General features: G+C 57.0%; 21 protein-coding genes and 1 tRNA gene. 13 read left to right on the plus strand and 9 right to left on the minus strand.

The window, feature by feature from the left end; translation table 11 throughout:
* Nucleotides 1-25: 25 nt before the first annotated feature.
* Nucleotides 26-901, plus strand: coding sequence for a DMT family transporter (locus ACQZ6D_RS16530; RefSeq protein WP_448729832.1), 876 nt, complete (start codon nt 26-28; stop codon nt 899-901).
* 11 nt (nt 902-912) lie between these two features.
* Here the strand turns inward: ACQZ6D_RS16530 and ACQZ6D_RS16535 are convergent, their stop codons facing one another.
* The 4 genes from ACQZ6D_RS16535 to ACQZ6D_RS16550 all read right to left on the minus strand — a co-directional run bounded on the left by ACQZ6D_RS16535 (nt 913) and on the right by ACQZ6D_RS16550 (nt 3749).
* Entirely contained in the window at nt 913-2010 is a 1098-nt protein-coding gene (locus ACQZ6D_RS16535; RefSeq protein ID WP_065703657.1) for a glycoside hydrolase family 25 protein, read from the minus strand.
* 177 nt (nt 2011-2187) lie between these two features.
* Entirely contained in the window at nt 2188-2376 is a 189-nt protein-coding gene (locus tag ACQZ6D_RS16540) for a YegP family protein (RefSeq protein WP_003514584.1), read from the minus strand.
* Between the two features lie 86 nt (nt 2377-2462).
* Nucleotides 2463-3161: a type 1 glutamine amidotransferase gene (locus ACQZ6D_RS16545; RefSeq protein ID WP_065703894.1), complete on the minus strand. Its 699-nt coding sequence runs from the start codon at nt 3159-3161 to the stop codon at nt 2463-2465.
* A 138-nt stretch (nt 3162-3299) separates the two neighbouring features.
* Nucleotides 3300-3749, minus strand: a complete 450-nt coding sequence (locus tag ACQZ6D_RS16550; RefSeq protein ID WP_003514571.1) for a DoxX family protein — start codon at nt 3747-3749, stop codon at nt 3300-3302.
* Between the two features lie 145 nt (nt 3750-3894).
* Here ACQZ6D_RS16550 and ACQZ6D_RS16555 point away from each other — a divergent pair, with 145 nt between their 5' ends.
* Nucleotides 3895-4200, plus strand: coding sequence for an Rdx family protein (locus tag ACQZ6D_RS16555; RefSeq protein ID WP_003514570.1), 306 nt, complete (start codon nt 3895-3897; stop codon nt 4198-4200).
* Nucleotides 4201-4320: 120 nt separating this feature from the next.
* Nucleotides 4321-4407 (plus strand) — tRNA-Leu (locus ACQZ6D_RS16560).
* 240 nt (nt 4408-4647) lie between these two features.
* Here ACQZ6D_RS16560 and ACQZ6D_RS16565 read toward each other — a convergent pair.
* Nucleotides 4648-5031, minus strand: a complete 384-nt coding sequence (locus ACQZ6D_RS16565) for a pilus assembly protein N-terminal domain-containing protein (protein WP_046205577.1) — start codon at nt 5029-5031, stop codon at nt 4648-4650.
* A 445-nt stretch (nt 5032-5476) separates the two neighbouring features.
* Here ACQZ6D_RS16565 and ACQZ6D_RS16570 point away from each other — a divergent pair, with 445 nt between their 5' ends.
* From ACQZ6D_RS16570 to ACQZ6D_RS16610, 9 genes are all read left to right on the plus strand, one after another.
* The gene (locus ACQZ6D_RS16570) at nt 5477-5668 is read left to right on the plus strand and encodes a Flp family type IVb pilin (RefSeq protein ID WP_065703655.1); all 192 of its coding nucleotides are present in this window, start codon (nt 5477-5479) and stop codon (nt 5666-5668) included.
* A 95-nt stretch (nt 5669-5763) separates the two neighbouring features.
* On the plus strand, nt 5764-6276 hold the full coding sequence (locus ACQZ6D_RS16575) for an A24 family peptidase (protein ID WP_065703653.1): 513 nt from the start codon (nt 5764-5766) through the stop codon (nt 6274-6276).
* A 125-nt stretch (nt 6277-6401) separates the two neighbouring features.
* Nucleotides 6402-7208: a Flp pilus assembly protein CpaB gene (gene cpaB / locus ACQZ6D_RS16580; protein WP_003514566.1), complete on the plus strand. Its 807-nt coding sequence runs from the start codon at nt 6402-6404 to the stop codon at nt 7206-7208.
* On the plus strand, nt 7205-8788 hold the full coding sequence (locus tag ACQZ6D_RS16585; RefSeq protein ID WP_065703651.1) for a type II and III secretion system protein family protein: 1584 nt from the start codon (nt 7205-7207) through the stop codon (nt 8786-8788). Before cpaB ends, ACQZ6D_RS16585 begins: the two co-directional genes overlap by 4 nt.
* A 56-nt stretch (nt 8789-8844) precedes the next feature.
* A complete protein-coding gene (locus ACQZ6D_RS16590) occupies nt 8845-9537 on the plus strand; it encodes a CpaD family pilus assembly protein (RefSeq protein WP_003514564.1) in 693 nt (230 codons plus the stop codon).
* Between the two features lie 34 nt (nt 9538-9571).
* A complete protein-coding gene (locus ACQZ6D_RS16595) occupies nt 9572-10858 on the plus strand; it encodes an AAA family ATPase (RefSeq protein WP_003514563.1) in 1287 nt (428 codons plus the stop codon).
* Between the two features lie 33 nt (nt 10859-10891).
* The gene (locus tag ACQZ6D_RS16600; protein ID WP_003514561.1) at nt 10892-12364 is read left to right on the plus strand and encodes a CpaF family protein; all 1473 of its coding nucleotides are present in this window, start codon (nt 10892-10894) and stop codon (nt 12362-12364) included.
* A gap of 118 nt (nt 12365-12482) precedes the next feature.
* Nucleotides 12483-13487, plus strand: coding sequence for a type II secretion system F family protein (locus tag ACQZ6D_RS16605; RefSeq protein ID WP_065703649.1), 1005 nt, complete (start codon nt 12483-12485; stop codon nt 13485-13487).
* 10 nt (nt 13488-13497) lie between these two features.
* Nucleotides 13498-14484 (plus strand): type II secretion system F family protein, encoded by a 987-nt coding sequence (locus tag ACQZ6D_RS16610; protein ID WP_013635294.1) that lies wholly within the window; start codon nt 13498-13500, stop codon nt 14482-14484.
* A 99-nt stretch (nt 14485-14583) separates the two neighbouring features.
* Here ACQZ6D_RS16610 and ACQZ6D_RS16615 read toward each other — a convergent pair whose 3' ends face one another.
* On the minus strand, nt 14584-15408 hold the full coding sequence (locus ACQZ6D_RS16615) for a tetratricopeptide repeat protein (RefSeq protein ID WP_065659772.1): 825 nt from the start codon (nt 15406-15408) through the stop codon (nt 14584-14586).
* Between the two features lie 142 nt (nt 15409-15550).
* On the opposite strand from ACQZ6D_RS16615, the gene ACQZ6D_RS16620 reads away from it, so the two are divergent.
* A complete protein-coding gene (locus ACQZ6D_RS16620) occupies nt 15551-16945 on the plus strand; it encodes a leucyl aminopeptidase (protein ID WP_013635292.1) in 1395 nt (464 codons plus the stop codon).
* 64 nt (nt 16946-17009) lie between these two features.
* On the opposite strand, the gene pncB is transcribed toward ACQZ6D_RS16620, so the two are convergent.
* The 3 genes from pncB to ACQZ6D_RS16635 all read right to left on the minus strand — a co-directional run bounded on the left by pncB (nt 17010) and on the right by ACQZ6D_RS16635 (nt 19778).
* Entirely contained in the window at nt 17010-18314 is a 1305-nt protein-coding gene (pncB, locus tag ACQZ6D_RS16625) for a nicotinate phosphoribosyltransferase (protein ID WP_003514549.1), read from the minus strand.
* Between the two features lie 158 nt (nt 18315-18472).
* A complete protein-coding gene (locus ACQZ6D_RS16630; protein ID WP_065703647.1) occupies nt 18473-18832 on the minus strand; it encodes a hypothetical protein in 360 nt (119 codons plus the stop codon).
* Between the two features lie 94 nt (nt 18833-18926).
* Entirely contained in the window at nt 18927-19778 is an 852-nt protein-coding gene (locus ACQZ6D_RS16635) for a C40 family peptidase (protein ID WP_065703646.1), read from the minus strand.
* Nucleotides 19779-19788 lie beyond the last annotated feature (10 nt).

Below are 19788 nucleotides of genomic sequence, written 5' to 3' on the forward strand. Positions count from 1 at the left end.
GAAAGGGAAATTGCAGGAGACGGTCATGGACAAGACGACAAGCGGTTGGCTGAGCGGCCTTATCGGCGTGGTGATATTCAGCGGCTCGCTGCCCGCCACGCGGGTTGCGGTAACGGGTTTCGATCCGGTGTTCCTGACCCTCGCCCGCGCCAGCATAGCCGGCCTTCTGGCGCTCGCTTTGCTTTTTGTGTTCCGGCAAAAACGCCCAGCGCGCGATGATATGGCATCCCTTTTCATCGTGTCCTTCGGCGTGGTGGTTGGCTTCCCGCTGTTGACTGCCCTCGCCTTGCGGCACATCACCTCGGCCCACTCCATCGTCTTTGTCGGGCTTTTGCCGCTCGCAACCGCGGTTTTTGCCGTGCTGCGTGGGGGAGAACGCCCGCGGCCCGCCTTCTGGTTCTTTTCCTGCCTGGGCAGCGTCCTCGTTGCCGGCTTTTCATTGTCGAATTCGCTGGCCTCCGGGCTCGGAGCCTCACTTGCCGGCGATCTCTTGATGCTGGGCGCGATTATCGTCTGTGGGCTGGGATATGCTGAGGGTGCTGCCCTTTCCCGCAAACTGGGGGGCTGGCAGGTCATCTCATGGGCATTGGTCCTCTCCCTGCCTCTGCTGCCGCCGCTTGCCTTTTTCACAGGGCCGCAAACCCTCGCAGGCATCGACCCGCAGGCCTGGGGCGGCCTTGCCTATGTCTCGCTGTTCAGCATGCTGATCGGCTTCATCTTCTGGTATCGCGGGCTGGCGCTTGGCGGCATTGCCGCAGTGGGCCAGCTGCAATTGCTGCAGCCGTTCTTCGGGCTGGTGCTTGCAGCAACCCTGCTTCACGAGGAGGTCAGCCCTGCGATGATCGGCATCACGCTCGTGGTGGTGCTCTGCGTTGCCGGCGCGCGAAAATTTTCGCGCTGACGCCCGCCCCGTCAACTCGAGCGGCGGTCTACCCAGCGATGCCAGGCATCCTCATTGCCGTTGAAGACATTGAGATCGATGCGGCCATCGACACCATGCGACAGGCCGGAGCCGGAATATTGCCAGAACAACCACTTGCGGCCGGGATAGACCACGGACGGATGCTGGGCAACGGCGCGCAGCCAGAAGGGATAGTCCTGGAACTCGCCGGTCAGATTGTCCTTATAAAAATCGGGCGCCGTATAGATAATCGGACGCTGGCCGTAATGGCGCTCCAGCTTATCCATGAACACGCGCATCTTTTCCAGAATACGCTCACGGGAATGGCGCATCTTGCAGCTCGATTCGCCGTTATATTCCACGTCGATCACCGGCGGCAGCGCATCCGGATCGCGCGGTACGTTGCGAATGAACCAATCCGCCTGCTCGCCGGCCGACCGGCACCAGTAGAAGAAATGGTAGGCGCCACGACGGATGCCCGCTTCCTTCGCACGCTGCCAGTTGGTGCGGAACATCGGGTCAAGATGATCGCCGCCATCCGTAGCCTTGATGAAGGCGAAGTTGGCACCGCGTGTGCGCAGCTGCGGCCAGTCTATATTGGCCTGCCAGCGCGAGACATCCACCCCGTGGACCTGAAAATGGCGCGGCTGGACCCTGCCGAAATTGATGGGTTTGGCATCGCTGAAGCTGGAGCGGAAAATGCGCGAACGGATCTGCGCACCGGCACTGGCCGCCGGGGCTGCAGCCATGGCCAATTGTACCGGACGCTCCATCGGACGCTCTGCCGGTCGTACAATTCCTGCCTGTGACGGTGAGGGCAAACGGGTTTCAAGCGCGTTCTGCGGCACGGGCGCCCGTGGGGTAACGGCTGAAAAGGCCTTTGGCTCTTCGGGCACCGGCCCGCCCCATGCCAGAACTTCCTGTCGCGGCTGGGCCGTGATGGGTTGGCTGCCCACGCTTGCCTGCGGCACCGGCGCGGATGGCGTAACCGAGCTCGTGGTTTCCTTCGACGGCAGGCCGGCCATCAGGCTTTCCGGCCCGGAACTGGACGTACAGCCACCAAGCAGAAGGCAACCGAAGAGAAGTGCTGGCACAGCCGATGAACGCATGAGAACCCGTACGCAAAACAATCCAGGGGCACTCTGACGCCGCCCGGGAACCTCGAAATACAATTGCTAACGGAAGATTATCAAAAAAGACTGAATCTTATCTTTACGCCGACACCTTCCAACGCGCCCGTCATTTCTGGCAGGAGAATGCCTCGAGGTTTCGCGAAACGGAGAGCTTCAGGCGGTCATCGTGCTCAGATCGACCGTATCGGCGCCGGGGGAATTTTTCTTGATCGATTCGATGGCGTGGATGGCCGATGCCTTGGCCTTATATCCTTCGGAGGAAAACATCGTTTCCCCGTTGGATGCTTTGAAGCGGAAGCGATATTCCCCGGCCCTGTCCTGATAGATTTCGAATTTATACATGATCTTGGTGCCTCCTTGGCAAACGTCGGTGAAACACACTCAATTCTGAGCGGCCTTGGCCATATTCGCAACCGATAATTGCCAGATCAGACAAGCCGTACCCAGGCACGGGCAATTTCCAGACCGGTCGCATCGGCCACATCGGCACGCCCGCCACGGTGATCGCGGTAATTGTTCATCCAGCCGGGCGCCATTTTTTCTACGGAAGCAGGGAATGCCTCACACCATCCGTCGACCACGGCCGTGGATGCCTCAAAATGAAATTGCGTGCCATAGGCAGCGCGGCCAACGCGAAAAGCCTGATTTCGCGTTGCACCATTGGTCGCAAGTCTCGTTGCCTCGGGCGGAAGCGTGAATGTGTCGCAATGCCACTGAAAAATGGGAAATGTCTTGTCGAGCCCCGCCAAGAGCGGATCGGACACGCCCTCTTCCGTGAGGGATACGTCTTCCCAGCCGAATTCGGGCGGGCCGGCCAGAATATTTTCTCCGCCATAGGCGCGCGCCAGCAACTGGCTGCCGAGACAGACGCCCATCACGGCCTTGTCCGCATCGCCAAACGCTTTCATCAAAAGTGCGAGGTCTGGAAGATAGGGATAAAGCACGTCGTCAAGAGCGTTCTGCTCCCCGCCCAAAACGACGAGCGCATCGTGTGCAGCTGCATCGAGAGGAAGAGGCTCACCCGAATAGGCGCAGATGACATGCACGTCAGCCCCTGCCTCTTCCAGAGCGACGCCGATCTGTCCATGCGGCGTGCCCGCCATGTTTTCGATAATTGCAACGCGCATGGGGCCTCTTGCCGACAACGGGGAATTCGATCGGCCGGTATCGCCGATCGAATTCAGCTTCACCACGAGAAAAACGGATTTTCAAGAGGCGCGATATCGTTAGCGAGGCAATAAGGGGACAAGCCGGCCTGTGGCATCTTAAAATTCCCGCGACAGCTTCGCGTCGACGGAATGCCGGTTGCCGCCACGGACAGCGAAGAACAGGAAAATGGCTGCCCAGAGAACTGATTTTTCCGCGCCACCCAGACCTTCCGCCTTTACGATACCGTGAAAATAGACCGTTACTAAAAGCACGATCATTGCGGCAAAGGATGCCGGCCGCGTGAACAGCCCAATGGCCACGAGAATTCCACCGAAAAATTCGGTGGCGGCCAGGAGAGGTGACCAGAATACACCCGGATAAAAGCCGAGGCTCTCCACCATGCCGACAGCCCCGAACGGATTGGCGATCTTGCCGAAGCCGTGGGTGACAAGAAGAAGCCCGGCCACGACGCGCAGAACGGTCTCCACCAGATCATGTGTCGAATTATAAAGAGGTGCGACCGCCGGAACGAAAAGACGCTGACGATTATTGTCGAACTGGGCCATGGGATCTCCGCGTTTTAGCCTTCGATGGCTTATCTGTTCGCAAAGCAGCATGATAAGAACAAGCATGCCGCAGGTAAAAACATGAGTGTCATAGTTGACATTATCGTGAGCATTATTGTCATCGGGCGCTGAAGGAGACGTGATCATGGCCGAGACCAAGCCCCGCATAACCATCCGCTACTGCACACAATGCAACTGGCTGCTTCGTGCGGGATGGATGGCGCAGGAGATTTTGCAAACCTTCGCTTCTGACATCGGCGAAGTCAGCCTCATTCCCTCAACGGGTGGCCTGTTCGAGATCACCGTTGATGGTGAAACCATATGGGAGCGCAAGCGCGATGGCGGTTTCCCCGGTCCAAAAGAGCTCAAACAGAGAATCCGCGATGTCATCGACCCGGAACGGGACCTAGGTCACGTCGACAGGACGAAGCATGAAGGGCTCGACAATTGACGCGGCAACATGTTTCAACAGCGTCTAACCAAGTTTTTTCCCTTTAAAATCAATGATCGTCATAAAAGTTCAAAAAGTCTGTTGACACCGGGCGGCTGCCCTCGTACATCGCTCTCCGTCGCCCAGATGGCGGAATTGGTAGACGCGCCAGCTTCAGGTGCTGGTACTCGCAAGGGTGTGGAGGTTCGAGTCCTCTTCTGGGCACCATTCCATTTTTGATCTTAGCCAGATCAAACACTTAGACGAAAAAACAGCAACATTCAGTCCTCCTGCAAAACGCAGGGGAACATGTTGCGGTTTTTCGTTTTGCTGGCGATCAACCCCGATTTTTCCCATAAAAATACTGCCCAGGACGAGCACTAAGCCTTTGTCACTTTGACAAAATGCCAGCCATTCTCGCGCGCGGAATTCCGATATATTCAGACCTGGTATTGGGTTGTAGTTCGCTTAAGGCTGGGCGTCTTTGTCGCCACTGTTTTGCGAATGCTGTTCGCAATTCGGCGTACAGGAAAGCACGGTCCGTTCCGTTTGTCGAAAAACGCGAACCGTATTGCCCTCATCGATGGAGACGAGAATGCGCTCATCGACGATTGGATTGCCCTCGGCATCGAGAAGAACAAGATTCGTCGTGCCGAAACTGCGCCCGGTCAGCACGATCGTGGTGGCATCGGCCACCGTCGCATCGGCGACTTTCGAGTTGCCGACAATAACCTTGCTTACCGGGCGGTCGAGGCGAAGGACACGGGCGTGGTTCATCGAAACGCGCAATATATCTTCCTGAGCAAAAACAGGCTGTAACGAACCCGATAGGATGACGGACAAGCCGACCACGATTTTCGCCAGTTTTCCGGATGACACGCGTTTCGCCCCTGCTCACTACCCGCACTTACTGTGCAGCAGAATGCGTGTTTTTAGTGAATGAAGCGTTAAATGATAGAGGCCCCTAATGTGAACGGTAACCATGCCTGACATGGCAATATTTTCGAGGCTCTCGCTGTCCCGCACCAAAACTGAACATCTATGTCTCACCGGGAGGACACTTTGCCGGAAATAAGAAACTGACAGTCTCTGGAATATATTTGTTTATCAGCAACTATAAAAATAGAGACAATACTTTTTTGTTTTGTTTACCAAGAGAAACTCATCCTGTCGTTTACTTTGGATTAATCCTCTTCTTTAAGCGCTTGGAAATCGCTCACCTGTAATTTGAACGCAACCGAACAACGGAAAACAGTTGTCGGCGTGCTGAACACAACACAAGAGTTAGGAGAGACCCATGACCAAGATTTTCGCTCGCTTCCTGAAGGATGAGTCCGGCGCAACGGCAATTGAATACGGCCTGATTGCTGCGCTTATTTCTGTCGCTATCGTTGGCGGCGCCACAACCGTTGGCAGCAAACTCAAGACGACCTTTGATTACATCAGTACTCAGTTTACGAATTCCAAGGCTTCTACCGGCGGCGTTTGATTTTACTGACAGTACAATACAGGTGATGATCCGCTGGGACATCACCTGTATTTTCTTGGATTGAACCAAAACCGAATCGCAAGGGAATTCTACTTATGGTTATCGCAGCGATTTTCCTCATCGTTCCGCTTTGCCTGAGTTTTGCTGCCCTTAACGATCTCTTCAGCATGACGATTCCCAACGTGATAGCTGTCGTGCTTTTGCTTTCTTTCGCTTTCGTCGCGCCACTGGCGGGAATGAATTTACACACTTTCGGCTTGAGTCTTGCTGCCGGATTGGCCGTTTTTCTTGGCTGTTTCACCCTATTCGCTGCAAATGTTATGGGCGGGGGCGACGCCAAGCTGTTGACGGGAGCGGCAGTGTGGTACGGCTTCAACATTTCTCTCGTAGACTTTCTACTTGCAGTGACATTGATCGGCGGTGTCTTGACGCTTGGAATCCTGCTTCTGCGATCGCGCTCGCAGGAAATCATGGCGGCCGGCATTCCCATTCCGGATTCCCTGCTGGTTGCGAAGAAAATCCCCTATGGCATAGGCATCGCCATTGCCGGGCTTTTGACCTATGGCGAAACACCAATTGTGAAAGCCGCCATCGCAAGTCTTTCCTGAGAAATCTGCGTTCACTGCAGGTTAAAGGCTTGTTAACCAGAAATCCAAGCATAATATTAACCATAATTATACCAATGACGGGCCATCCTGACGGGAGAAGAATCTGATTCCCTCAAGGATCGAGCATGAAACCGTCGCGTATCGTCATTCTCTCCGTTGCCCTGGTCGCCGCCGGTCTTGCCGGCATCGTTGCCATGCAGATTTCCGGCGCGAAGCAGGTCATCGAAAAAGCGGAAACGATCATAGAGAAGGAACCGACGGTTAACGTTCTCGTTTCCTCGGTCAACCTACCCGTTGGCAGCCGCCTGAACGATAGTTCGGTACACTGGACGCCCTGGCCCACTGGTAACGTCATCGACAGCTTCATAACGGAAGCGAAAAACCCGAACGCCATAACCGAACTATCCGGCGCTGTCGTGCGGCTGCCTTTGTTTCAGGGCGAGCCGGTACGGCCTGAAAAAGTGGTCGATTCCAGCACCCGCATCATGTCCTCGCTTTTGCCGGCCGGCAAACGCGCCGTCGCCACGGAAATTTCCGTCTCGACAGGTGCTGGCGGTTTCGTGCTGCCGAATGACCGAGTCGATGTCATCATGGTCCGCAAGGGCGATTCAGGTCATTTTTTAACTGAAAATGTTTTGAACAATGTCCGTGTTCTGGCGATCGACCAGCAGATCAAGGAAGGCGAGGACGGCACCTCAGCCGTTGTGGGTGCAACCGCAACGCTCGAACTCACACCCGAACAGGCCAAAATCATCACCGTGGCGCAACAGATGGCGGATCGCCTTACGCTGGCTTTGCGCTCAGTCGCCGATGCGCAGGAAAACGACACGCTTTCAGCAGGTTACCTTCTCAACGGCGGCTCCGGGCAGCCGGAGATTCAGGTGATCAAATCCGGTTCGATCGTCAAAGCCGGACAGGGAGCATCGCAATGACCGGGGGTTCCATGGCAAAGCGCATTAAACAACACCTGCGTTCCTCGATGGCGGGCAGCCTTGCATTTTGCCTGGCTTTTTCAGGTATTCCGGGTCAGCACTCACCCGCGTTTTTGCGTATCAGCGAAGCCGAGGCTCAAAGCGCGAGCATCGTGCGGATCACCGAAAGCGGTAGTGGCATTCGCAAGCGCCTGAAGCTCGGTCTCAACAAGGCACTGGTCATCGATCTGCCGGAGGATGCCCATGATATTCTCGTCGCCGATCCGAGCCTTGCCGATGCCGTAACCCGTACGTCCAAGCGCATCTATCTGTTCGGAAAAACGGTGGGCCAGACCAATATCTTCATTTTCGGAGATGGCGGGCGCGAAATCGTCAGTCTTGATCTTGAGGTCGAGCGCGATATCTCCGGGCTTGAGGCCAATATCCGTCGTTTCATTCCCGAATCGGACATCAAGGTAGAGATCGTTTCGGACAACATCGTTCTCACGGGATCAGTGCGCACACCTCAGGATTCGGCACGCGCTGTCCAGCTTGCCGAAGCATTCCTGAAAGGCGGCGAAGCCACTACCCGCAACATATCGCTGACGGGCGGCAATAACGGCGGTGACGCTGCGATTTTTGCCGAAAACCGCCAGACATCGCAGATCGTCAATATGCTGACGATTGAGGGCGAAGATCAGGTGACGCTGAAAGTCACCGTAGCTGAAGTTAGCCGGCAGGTGCTGAAACAGCTTGGCTTCAATGGTTCCATCAGCAGCTCGACAAGCAATAACGGTTTCGAATTTTCAAATCCGTCCAATCTCGGAAATGCAATTAGCGGTGCGTCGCGAATAGCCAGTGGCGCGATTGGCTCCGGCTCGCTCAACTTTGCTTCCTATCTCAACGCCATGGAACAGGCGGGTGTCGTGCGCACTCTGGCCGAACCAAGTCTTACCGCCATCTCCGGCGAACAGGCCAAGTTCTACGTGGGGGGCGATTTCCGTCTGCCTGCAGAGCAGGAGGTTACCATCGACAAGGAAACGGGCCAGCCAACCATAACGCGTACCACCAACACGGTCGACTACGGCATCACGTTGAACTTCAGGCCCGTCGTGCTTTCACCGGGACGGATCAGCCTTAAAATCGAGACCAATGTTTCCGAGCCGACATATGAAGGCAACGTTGTAACCGGAAATGCGGGCCGCACGATCCCAGGCTCCACCTACATGTCGATCCGCAAACGCGAGACATCGACAACAGTCGAACTTCCGTCCGGTGGCTCGATTGTGATCGCAGGTCTTGTCCAGGACAATATTCGCCAGGCCATGTCAGGACTTCCCGGCATTTCCAAAGTCCCGATCTTCGGCACGCTTTTCCGCAGCAAGGATTTCATCCGCAACGAGACAGAGCTTGTCATTATAGCAACGCCCTATCTGGTACGTCCTGTTGCGCGCAACCAGATCGCCCGGCCGGATGACAACTTCAACCCGGAAAACGATGCCGCCATGTATTTCATGAACCGTGTCAACAAGGTCTATGGCCGCAAGGACCAGGTTCAGGCGGCTCCCTATCAGGGATCAGTGGGGTTCATCTACAAATGACGACACACGCACGAAATCTCGTCCTCAGAGCAAGCCCGGTCCGGGCAGGAAACGTCATGCAGGAAAACCCTTCTTCCTTTTCCTCAAGCCTGCCGGGCAGACGGGCAGGTCTCGTCGCCATGGTGGCGCTTGCCGCCGGCCTGTTGCAGGGTTGCGCACGCGACCCGATGACGACCAACGCCATTCCTGACGACTACCGCACGCGCCATCCGATCACCCTCTCGGAAGCCGAGCATTCGCTGGATATTCCGGTTTCAGCAGGCGATAGCCGGCTGACCACGGCAATGGCGGATAATGTCCGTGGTTTCGCCCAGAATTACGCCTCGATGTCGACCGGTATCGTCAACATCCAGATGCCATCGGGATCAGCCAACTCGGCAGCGGCTTCAAAAATGGCGAGACAAATCCGCTCCGCGCTTTCCGGCGCTGGTGTGCCTTCTGGCAAGATCATGGAAACACGTTACGCTGCATCCCCGAATGGCGACGCCGCCCCCATTCGACTGAGTTATGTGGCCGTTACCGCCATGACCGGGCAATGCGGTCAATGGCCCGAAGACCTTTCCGACAATACCTTTGCCAACAAGAACTGGTACAATTTCGGATGTGCCTCCCAGAGCAATCTCGCGGCACAGGTTGCCAACCCCATGGATCTGGTTGGCCCGCGTGGCATGAGTCCGATCGACGCGGAGCGCCGAGCGGTGGTGATTGACGCCTATCGCAGCGGCAAAAACACGGCGACGCCAAATTGACGCGGTTCCAACAATTGTCAGGGCAGGAAAGACAATGAGCGCTGTAGAATACGATATCAAGTCAAGCGGCGACGCGGAAGCCGAACAGCCGGCGCCGCGTGCCTCGGATATGGATCGCCTGCGGCCCTTGCCCCGCATATCCGTCCATGCCTTCTGCGTCAGCGAAAACATGCAGCGCGTGATGGATGCCTTGTCCAGTGACAGGCGGATGAGCAAGGTCACCCTGCGGGTAACCAAGGGCGACATCAACGCGGCGGCGACGATGTTTTCCGCCTCACCAACGCCCAACCTCATCGTTCTCGAAACAGCAAGCTCACCGTCTTCTCTGCTGGATGATCTCGCTCCTCTGGCAGAGGTCTGCGACCCCACCACCCGTGTCATCATCGTTGGCCGGCACAACGACATAACGCTTTATCGCGATCTCATCCGTAACGGCATTTCCGAATATCTCGTCGCACCGATCAACATGGCCGATCTATTGGCCTCGATCGCGACGATCTTCGTTGATCCGGAAGCGGAGCCGCTCGGTCGCAACATTGCCTTCATCGGTGCCAAAGGCGGGGTGGGCTCGTCGACGATCGCGCATAATTGCGCCTTCGGCATCTCCACCCTCTTCTCCACCGAAACCATTCTGGCGGATATGGATCTTGCCTATGGCACGGCCAACATCGATTTCGATCAGGATCCCGCTCAGGGCATGGCGGAAGCGGTGTTTTCGCCGGAACGGCTGGACGAGGTGTTCCTCGACCGTCTGCTGACGAAATGTTCCGACCACCTCTCACTTTTGGCCGCACCCTCTCTCCTCGACAGGACCTATGATTTCGATCGTCAGGCGTTTCTGCCGATTCTTGAGGTCCTGCAGCGCAGTGCGCCCGTCGCGGTTCTCGACCTTCCCCATCAATGGTGTGACTGGACGCGAGCGGTGCTTGCGGAAGCCGACGAGGTGGTCATTACGGCGGTTCCGGATCTCGCAAACCTGCGCAATACGAAGAACCTGTTCGACGCGCTGATAAAACTGAGACCCAACGACAAGTTACCGCATCTCGTTCTCAATCAGGTCGGCATGCCGAAACGCCCGGAGATCGCCCCTGCGGATTTTCTCGACCCACTGGAAATCGAGCCGGTCGCCATCATTCCGTTCGACACCCAGCTGTTCGGAAATGCCGCCAACAGCGGTCGCATGATCAGCGAGATGGACGAAAAATCCCAGATCGCGGAAACGTTCTCGCAAATTGCCCATACCATTACAGGCCGTACCATTCTGCGCAAAAACAAGCGCGGCGGTCTGGACAAGCTCAAGAATATTCTCAAGCGCAAATAGGCTCCCTTTCTGGGCCTTTAGACGGAAACGCCGATGTTCGGAAAACGCGGGCCAGAAGGCCCAGCCAGAACCATAAAGCCGGATTTTGTCGCGCCTGCCATACAGCAGGTGAAGGCAACACCTGAGCCGCGATCTCTGGCGATCGACACTTTGGAGCCCGGCCAATCGCCTGCAACGCGGCAGGCACAATCTCCCATGCAATCGCCGCAGAAAAAGCGTGCCCGCACGGAAGATTATTACAATACCAAGGGCCAGGTCTTTTCCGCGCTCATCGATACGATCGACCTTTCGCAGCTCGCCAAGCTCGACGCGGAGAGCGCACGCGAGGAAATTCGTGATATCGTCAACGACATCATCACGATCAAGAATTTCGCCATGTCCATCGCCGAGCAGGAAGAGCTGCTCGAAGACATTTGCAACGACGTTCTTGGTTATGGCCCTCTGGAGCCGCTTCTCGCACGCGATGATATTGCCGATATCATGGTCAACGGTTCCGGCCAGACCTTCATCGAAGTCGGCGGCAAGACCATCGAATCCGACATACGGTTCCGTGACAATGGTCAATTGCTTTCCATCTGCCAGCGCATCGTCAGCCAGGTCGGCCGACGCGTGGACGAATCGAGCCCGATATGCGACGCCCGCTTACCCGATGGATCGCGTGTCAACGTCATCGCACCACCGCTCGCCATCGATGGTCCGGCGCTTACGATCCGAAAATTCAAGAAGGACAAGCTCACGCTAGACCAGCTGGTGCGTTTCGGCGCGATCACGCCTGAAGGCGCGACCCTGCTCAAGATCATCGGCCGCGTCCGCTGCAATGTCGTCATCTCTGGTGGTACCGGCTCGGGCAAGACCACGCTTCTCAATTGCCTGACGAGCTTCATCGACAAGGATGAACGCGTCATCACCTGTGAGGACACCGCCGAACTGCAACTGCAGCAACCGCATGTGGTGAGGCTGGAAACGCGCCCGCCGAATATCGAAGGTGAAGGCGAGATCACCATGCGTGATCTGATCAAGAACTGCCTTCGTATGCGGCCTGAACGTATCATCGTCGGCGAAGTGCGTGGACCGGAGGTTTTCGACCTTCTTCAGGCGATGAACACCGGCCATGACGGATCGATGGGAACGCTCCACGCCAATACGCCGCGGGAATGCCTCAGCCGTATCGAATCGATGATTGCCATGGGCGGGTTTACCCTGCCGGCAAAGACGGTACGCGAAATCATCTCGGGCTCTATCGATATCGTCATTCAGGCCCAGCGCCTTCGCGACGGCTCACGCCGCATAACGCAGATCACCGAAGTGATCGGCATGGAAGGCGACGTCATCGTGACCCAGGATCTGATGCGATACGAAATTGACGGCGAAGACGCGCATGGCAAGCTGATCGGCAAGCACGTCTCCACGGGCATCAGCAAACCCCATTTCTGGGATCGCGCGCGCTATTATGGCGAGGAAAAACGCCTGGCCACCGCGCTCGACGAGATGGAAAAGACATCCTAGAGCAAGTCTTGTTTAAACGGAATCGTCTGACGTGCTCTAACTCTTTGTTTCTACGCATTTTCCGGACGGAAAACCACTACGCAATTTTACTGGAAATGCTCTAAGGAAGGCGACTGCCATGGACCCCACAATCCTGTTACTGGCCGCACTTGTCGCTATTTCGGCAGGGGCGCTTGCTTATGCCTTCCTCTTCCAGCAGATCGAGGTCGAGAAAAAGACCACCAGTCGCGTCAAGCGGGTCAAGGCCGCCGAAACGGATCACGCAAACATCAAGGCCGCGCGGGACCGGGTCCAGGAACTTGGCAAACGCCGCAAGTCCATGCAGGACAGCCTGCGGGAAATGGAAAAGAAACAAAGCGAAAAGGCAAAGAAAGCAAAGAATGTCGGTTTGCGCGAAAAGCTGGTTCAGGCGGGACTGCAACTTTCTGTCCGGCAGTTCCACCTTCTGAGCGCAGGCGCGGCTGCATTCTCCGTCGTCATTGCGCTTCTTTATGGCCTGTCGATGCTTATCGCTCTGCTCATAGGAGCCGTCGTGGCCTTGGGACTGCCGCGATGGGTATTGGCATTTATACTCAAGCGCCGGCAGAAAAAATTCCTCGAGGAATTCCCAAATGCGCTGGATGTCATGTGCCGGTCGATCAAATCCGGATTGCCGCTCAACGACGCCGTGCGACTGATCGCGTCGGACGGACAGGAACCGGTGAAGACGGAGTTCCAGCGCGTCGTCGATGCGCAGCAGGTCGGCATCGGCATTCCGCAGGGGATCGAGCGCATGATGCTGACTGTGCCGCTTTTCGAAGTGAGCTTCTTCAGCACCGTCATCAACATTCAGGCGCAGGCGGGCGGCAATCTTTCGGAGGCTCTTTCCAACCTTTCGAAAGTTCTGCGTGAACGCAGGAAAATGCGTGCCAAAGTCAACGCGTTATCGATGGAGGCGAAGGCCTCTGCAGTTATTATTGGCGCGCTGCCTTTCATCGTCATGCTGCTGGTGCACTTCACCTCGCCCGACTATCTGTCGGTGCTCTTCACCGACATGCGTGGGCACATCATTCTGGGGGTGTCGGGATTATGGATGCTGATCGGGATTTTCATCATGCGCCAAATGATCAATTTCGACATATGAGGGCACGACCATGACAGGAAGCCTCTTTTCCAGCCTGACGGACCCGCAAACGATCATTGCCATTCTCGTCACCCTTGCGGTTTTCGCAACCCTCTATACGCTCATCATGCCGCTCTTCGAGCGAAAAGACTTCGCCAAGCGCATGAAAGCCGTGTCATCGGAGCGCGATCTCATTCGCAGCCGCGAGCGTGAGCGCCTCGCCGCCGCCACCAGGGACGGGAAGGCCTCCCTGCGTGGCAATAATAATAAATCGGCGCGCCGCATCGTCGAAAAATTCAACCTTCAGGAAGCGCTTGCCGACAAGAACACGATGAACAAGCTGCGCGCTGCGGGTTTTCGTTCACAGAATGCGCTCAACACATTTCTTGCCGCCCGGTTCGTGCTGCCATTCGTTTTTCTGGCCCTGGCCTTTACCTGGGTTTTCGTTCTCGGAAACCTCGCCGATAAGGCTTTCGTCGTCCGGCTGATGGCAGTGCTCATTTTCGGTTATCTGGGTTTTTACGCACCCAATATCTATGTTTCCAACGCCATGAACAAGCGGCAGGCCTCGATCAGGCGCGCTTGGCCGGATGCGCTGGATCTGATGCTGATCTGCATCGAATCCGGTGTGTCCATGGAGGCCGCCATGCGTCGTGTTGCGGAAGAAATGGGTGAGCAGTCGCCCGAACTGGCGGAGGAAATGATGCTGACGACAGCGGAGCTTTCCTTCCTTCAGGACCGGCGCATCGCACTTGAGAATTTTGGCATGCGCACGCAGCTGGACGGCGTCAAAAGCGTGGTGCAAGCACTTATCCAGGCGGAACGATACGGCACGCCATTGGCTCAGGCGTTGCGCGTTCTGGCCCAGGAAGGCCGCGACGAGCGGATGAACGAAGCCGAAAAGAAGGCCGCCGCCCTGCCGCCAAAGCTGACCGTGCCGATGATCATATTTTTCCTGCCGGTGCTCATCGCAGTCATTCTCGGACCAGCCGGCATTCGCGTCGCCGATACGTTCTGACACGCTAAACGCGACCGCACTGTAGGCGGTAGCGAGTGATGAGACGGAGCTGTGAATATTATCTGCGATCTGGTATTGATGGACGTGCCTGAACCCGCATCAGCCTGCTGGCTTGTTGTCCTTCTTCGCCAGTTGCTGCCAGGAATTCTGCTGCGACAGCATTGCACGCAGATAACCGAGATTTGCCTGTGCCTGCTGTGGCGAAAGTTCCTGAACCGCGATGCGCTCAGCCTCGGCAAACCGTCCCTGAAGACCCACCACGAGCGCGAGGTTCTGGCGAACGCGGCTGTCGGCGCCCGGCTGGGCGATGGCCGATTGCAGATACGTCTCGGCGGTACGGGGATCGCTCGACAGGACATAGGACATGCCAAGGTTCGAGAGCACACTTGGATCGTTCGGTTTGAGATCGAGTGCCTGTCGGTATTTTGTGCGGGCCTCGTTCGACCTGCCAAGCTGGTCGAGCACGGCACCTTCGGCAGAATACAGCCGCCAGTCTGGACGATCAGGCGTCTGTGCTCTCTGGATGGTTGAAAGGGCCTGTTCGAGCTGGCCTGATGCTGCCTGCGCCTTGCCATAGGCGGCAAGCACCTCGCGGTCGGCCGGATTGGCGATGGCGATCTGCTGCATGACCGCGAGCGCCTGCGTGTTCTTGCCGGTCATCATCAGCACGTTGGCATAATTCATGCCGACGGACCTGTCCTTGGGGCTGCGTTCATAGGCCTTGCCGGCCGTCTCTTCCGCCTGCCGGAGCTGGTCCATGTTCATGTGGTCATAGGAGCGTGTTGCCGCAGGAATGGAGCCGGTGGACATGCGATCCGGCTTGTTGGTGCTCGCGCATCCGGAAACGGCGAAAACCAGCGCTGCGAGACATGCTCCCCGCAGTAAGCCTGTCCGACCTGTCTCGCTCAAAGAAAAAGCAGTCATGGCAGTGCTCCCGCCCAAGAATTATCGATCTTGCGCCCGACATACGACAGACTCACATGACGCAACTTTCGCTTAAGCAATAATCTGTTAACCCTAACAGAGCGTTAATCGCACCGATTCTCGACAGTTACGAAAGCAGACCATGGCGCCCTATCAGTTCATCGAACGCCCGACACCTTTCAGCTCCAAGGCTGGCAGCACCCTGCCGGTTTTCGCCGTGACGCCAGCCCATATCGAACAGGGTGCCATAGATCCTGTTGCTCTGGACTGGGCGAAAAAAGCGGGTTTCAAGGCCGAAGCAGGCGCCGTATTGCTTGTTCCCTCTTCCGATGGTTCGCTGGGTGGCGTTCTTCTCGGCCTTGGAGGCAATCCCTCAGAAATCCCGTTCATAACCGGAAAACTGGCCCGCGAGCTGCCCGAAGGCGAGTGGCATATTGAAACCGCGCCATTGACGGCCAATCGGCTGGCTCTCGGTTTCGGCCTCGGCAGCTACCGCTTCGACAAATACAAGACAACCAAAACCAGCGGGGCCAAGCTTCTCATTCCGCAGGATGCCGAAGATGGCGAGATCAAGCGCGTTCTGGCCGGCGTCTTCCTCGCCCGCGATCTCATCAATGTTCCGGCCAACGATATGGGACCGGACGAGCTTGAGATCGCCTTCCGCAGCCTTGCCGCACACTACAAGGCAAAGGTGGGCGTCATAACCGGCGACGATCTGCTGAAGGAAAACTTCCCGCTCATCCATGCCGTCGGCCGCGCCAGCGAAAGCGCACCGCGCCTTCTGGAAATGAACTGGGGCAAGAAGGGAAATCCCCGCCTGACCCTCGTTGGCAAGGGTGTCTGCTTCGATACTGGTGGTCTCGATATCAAGCCAGCCGCCTCCATGGCGCTGATGAAGAAGGACATGGGTGGTGCGGCCAATGTTCTCGGTCTCGCGCTGATGATCATGGACGCGAAACTGCCGGTCAATCTTCGCGTCCTCGTGCCCGCCGTCGAAAACTCCATTTCCGCCAACGCCTTCCGTCCCGGTGACATCTACAGGAGCCGCAAGGGCCTGACGGTACAGATCGACAATACGGATGCGGAAGGCCGTCTCGTTCTAGCCGATGCGCTGGCCTATGCAGACGAGGATGCGCCGGACCTGATGATTGACATGGCAACGCTCACGGGTGCCGCCCGCGTTGCTCTCGGCCCGGATCTGCCGCCCTTCTATACCGATGACGACGATCTGGCCCACGATATCGCGGAAGCCAGCATCGATACCGACGATCCCCTGTGGCGCATGCCGCTCTACATGGGGTACGACAAGGATATCCGCTCACGCGCGGCCGATATCACCAACGCGCCATCAGGCGGCATGGCAGGATCGATCACCGCCGCCCTGTTCCTGAAGCGTTTCGTCACCAATACGAAAAAATGGGCACATTTCGATATTTACGGCTGGTCCTTGAGCGAAAGGCACCATTCATCGATCGGCGGCGAGGCTCAAGGTATCAGAGCACTCTTCCATTACATCACACACCAGTTTGCGAAGTAAATCGGTACCACGGTTGATCTGACTTGCCCACGGGCGCTTCGTTAAGCGGAGCGCCCGGCCTTAATCAAACCAGAACCTTCTGTTCCTTGAGATCTTCCTCACCAAAGAACTTCAGATAACGCTCCACCTCGGATCGTTCGCCTGTCGCTTTTTGCGGATTATCGGAGAGTTTCACGGCTGGCCGACCATTGGCGTCGCTGACCTTGCAGACAATGGAAATCGGCTTCAAACTGGCGATGGTCTTCGGCGCGCAACCGGCGAAATCATTGGTCAGATTGGTGCCCCAGCCGAAGCTCATGCGCACCCGGCCTTCGAAATGCCTGTATGTATCGACGATGGCATCGACATCGAGACCATCTGAGAAAATCAGCATCTTCTTGCGGGGGTCACGGCCCATCTTCTGCCACCACTCGATGATCTTTTCCCCGCCTTCGATCGGCGGCGCGCTGTCGGGACGGAAGCCCGTCCAGTCCGCCACCCATTCCGGCGCGTTGCGCAGAAAGGCCGCCGTGCCAAAAGCATCGGGCAGCACGATCAGCAGGTTGCCGCCGTAAAGCCGGTTCCAGTCCTTCAGAACCTGATAGGGTGCTGCGGCCAGTTCCTCGTTGGTTTGCGCCAGCGCCGCAACCACCATCGGCAATTCATGCGCGTTGGTGCCGACCGCCTCAAGGTCTGAATCCATGGCGAGAAGGACGTTGCTCGTGCCGGTGAAGGCAGGGCCGATGCCTTCCTTCAGCGCCTCGACGCACCAGCGCTGCCACAGAAAACTGTGGCGGCGACGGGTGCCGAAATCGGAAATTCGCAGGCCCGGCAGTTCCCGCAACCGTTCGACCTTTTCCCACATCTTGGCCTTTGCGCGGGCGTAGAGAACATCCAGCGTGAAATAACCAAGCGAGCGCATTGCGCTGCGCGAGCGTAGCTCATTGATGATCGCCAGTGCCGGGATTTCCCAGAGTGTCGTATCCATCCAGCGGCCGTGGAAATTCAGCTCATATTGCCCGTCGCGCTTGAAAAGCTCGTATTCGGGCAGTTGGTAGCTCGAAAGCCAGGAGAGGAATTCAGGCTCGAAGATTTGCGAGCGGCCGTAGAAGGTGTTACCCGCAAGCCAGATGTTTTCCTTCTTGGAGAGGCGCAGGGTACGCGCGTGATCGAGCTGCTCGCGCAGTTCCATCTCGTCGATCTCTTCCGCCAGCCGCACCGTCTTCGTGCGGTTGATGAGCGAAAACGTCGCGTCGACTTCCGGATAGAGTTTCCAGATCATCTGCAACATCAGCAGCTTGTAGAAATCCGTATCGATCAGGCTGCGGACGATCGGATCGAGTTTCCAGGTGTGATTGTGGACACGGGTTGCTATATCGGTCTTCGTCATGCTTGCATTCCCCAGCATCGGCCCAGAACATCGGCAGGGCCGACGTCACCCCGCACCTCGGCAGGTATTATCAACCTGTCATGTCAAAGATTTATCTGAAAAAGCAACAACAAGTCCAGAGTGCGGGCGGCGCAAACGCCGCTTTAAGTCATATTACTTCAGAAGGTCGGGTCGACTGGATTGATGCCGGGATACCAGTCCTTGGAGATGGGATTTCTGCCACCGAAGCTGGAGATGCCGTTCTCATCGGTGCAGCGATAGCCCTGAACCGGCAGACCGCGACTACCGAAAACATCCCGGTATGGGCCGCGGGCATATCCAGTTACACCAAGTTCGCTATGGCAATTGTAACGCACCTTGGGCTGTAGCGTTCGCGGGTCCTTGACACCCGGCAGGTTCGCATAGGCATCTGGAGCCGGAGCAAAACCATTCTGAAAAACGGTCTGCGCCTGCGCGGAAGCGCTCATTAAAAGCGCTGCCAGCATCGTTGCCAATCGTGTTGCCATTTTTGTGTTCATCGATGCCGGTCCCGTACCATCATTCAACCGATGTAGGCTTTCGGCTGTGGTCGCACAAAGGGCGAGGCAGGCACAATTTCGTGAAGCCGCCGCCTCAGCCTTCCAAACGCCGGAAAGCCGTCGGCTTTTCGTAAAGCCAGCCGATGCGCTCGATGGCCTCATTGAGATTTTCGCGTGCAACATTCATCGTGTGGCCATTGGCATGCAGCAGCGTCTCTTCGTTTTCCATGAGCCCGACATGGCCCTTCCAGAAAACCAGATCGCCGCGGCGCAATTCATCGCGTTCTATTTCCACGCCGAGCGATTTCACCTGCATGTCGGTATCGCGCAGAACCCGTCGGCCCGTCATCGCCATGGACAATTGCACGAGGCCCGAGCAATCGATGCCAAAGCCGGAGCGGCCGCCCCAGAGATAAGGTGTCTCGATAAAGCGCAAGGCCACCGCAACATAGTCCTCTTCAAGAGCGGCATCGGCTGGTCGGCAATGGGCGGCGATAATGCCTTCGCCTTTTTCGGTCAGCAGATAGCGGGTGCCGCGTGTCTCGGCCTCACCAACGATCCGGACCATGCTGCCCATGGAAATGGCTGCGACCGGCGGTTTGCGCAATTCGGCGGAAGGATAGAGGAAAGTGCGTGGCGCAACCACCTGGTGGGTAACGGCAACGACATCGCCGATTGCCGTCTCCGGCACGTAACCGGCATAACCATCCGCATCCGCCTGCACCCAGGCGAAGCCATTCGCCCGGTCGAAAATGCGCACGGTTTCACCAAACAGCAGCTCCGTATCGATGCCGGCGGCAAGGTCAGGCGTTGGCCGCAGGCCAATAACCGGCACCGCGATCTGGGCGGGCGAACCGCTGACGAAACGCTCGGCCTGAACCACGCCTTGCAGTTTCTCATCGGCCAGATCGGAGCGGAAGACATTCAGGCGGCGGTCGAGCATCATGGTTTCACAT

Source organism: Agrobacterium sp. 22-3639C2 (assembly GCF_053522105.1).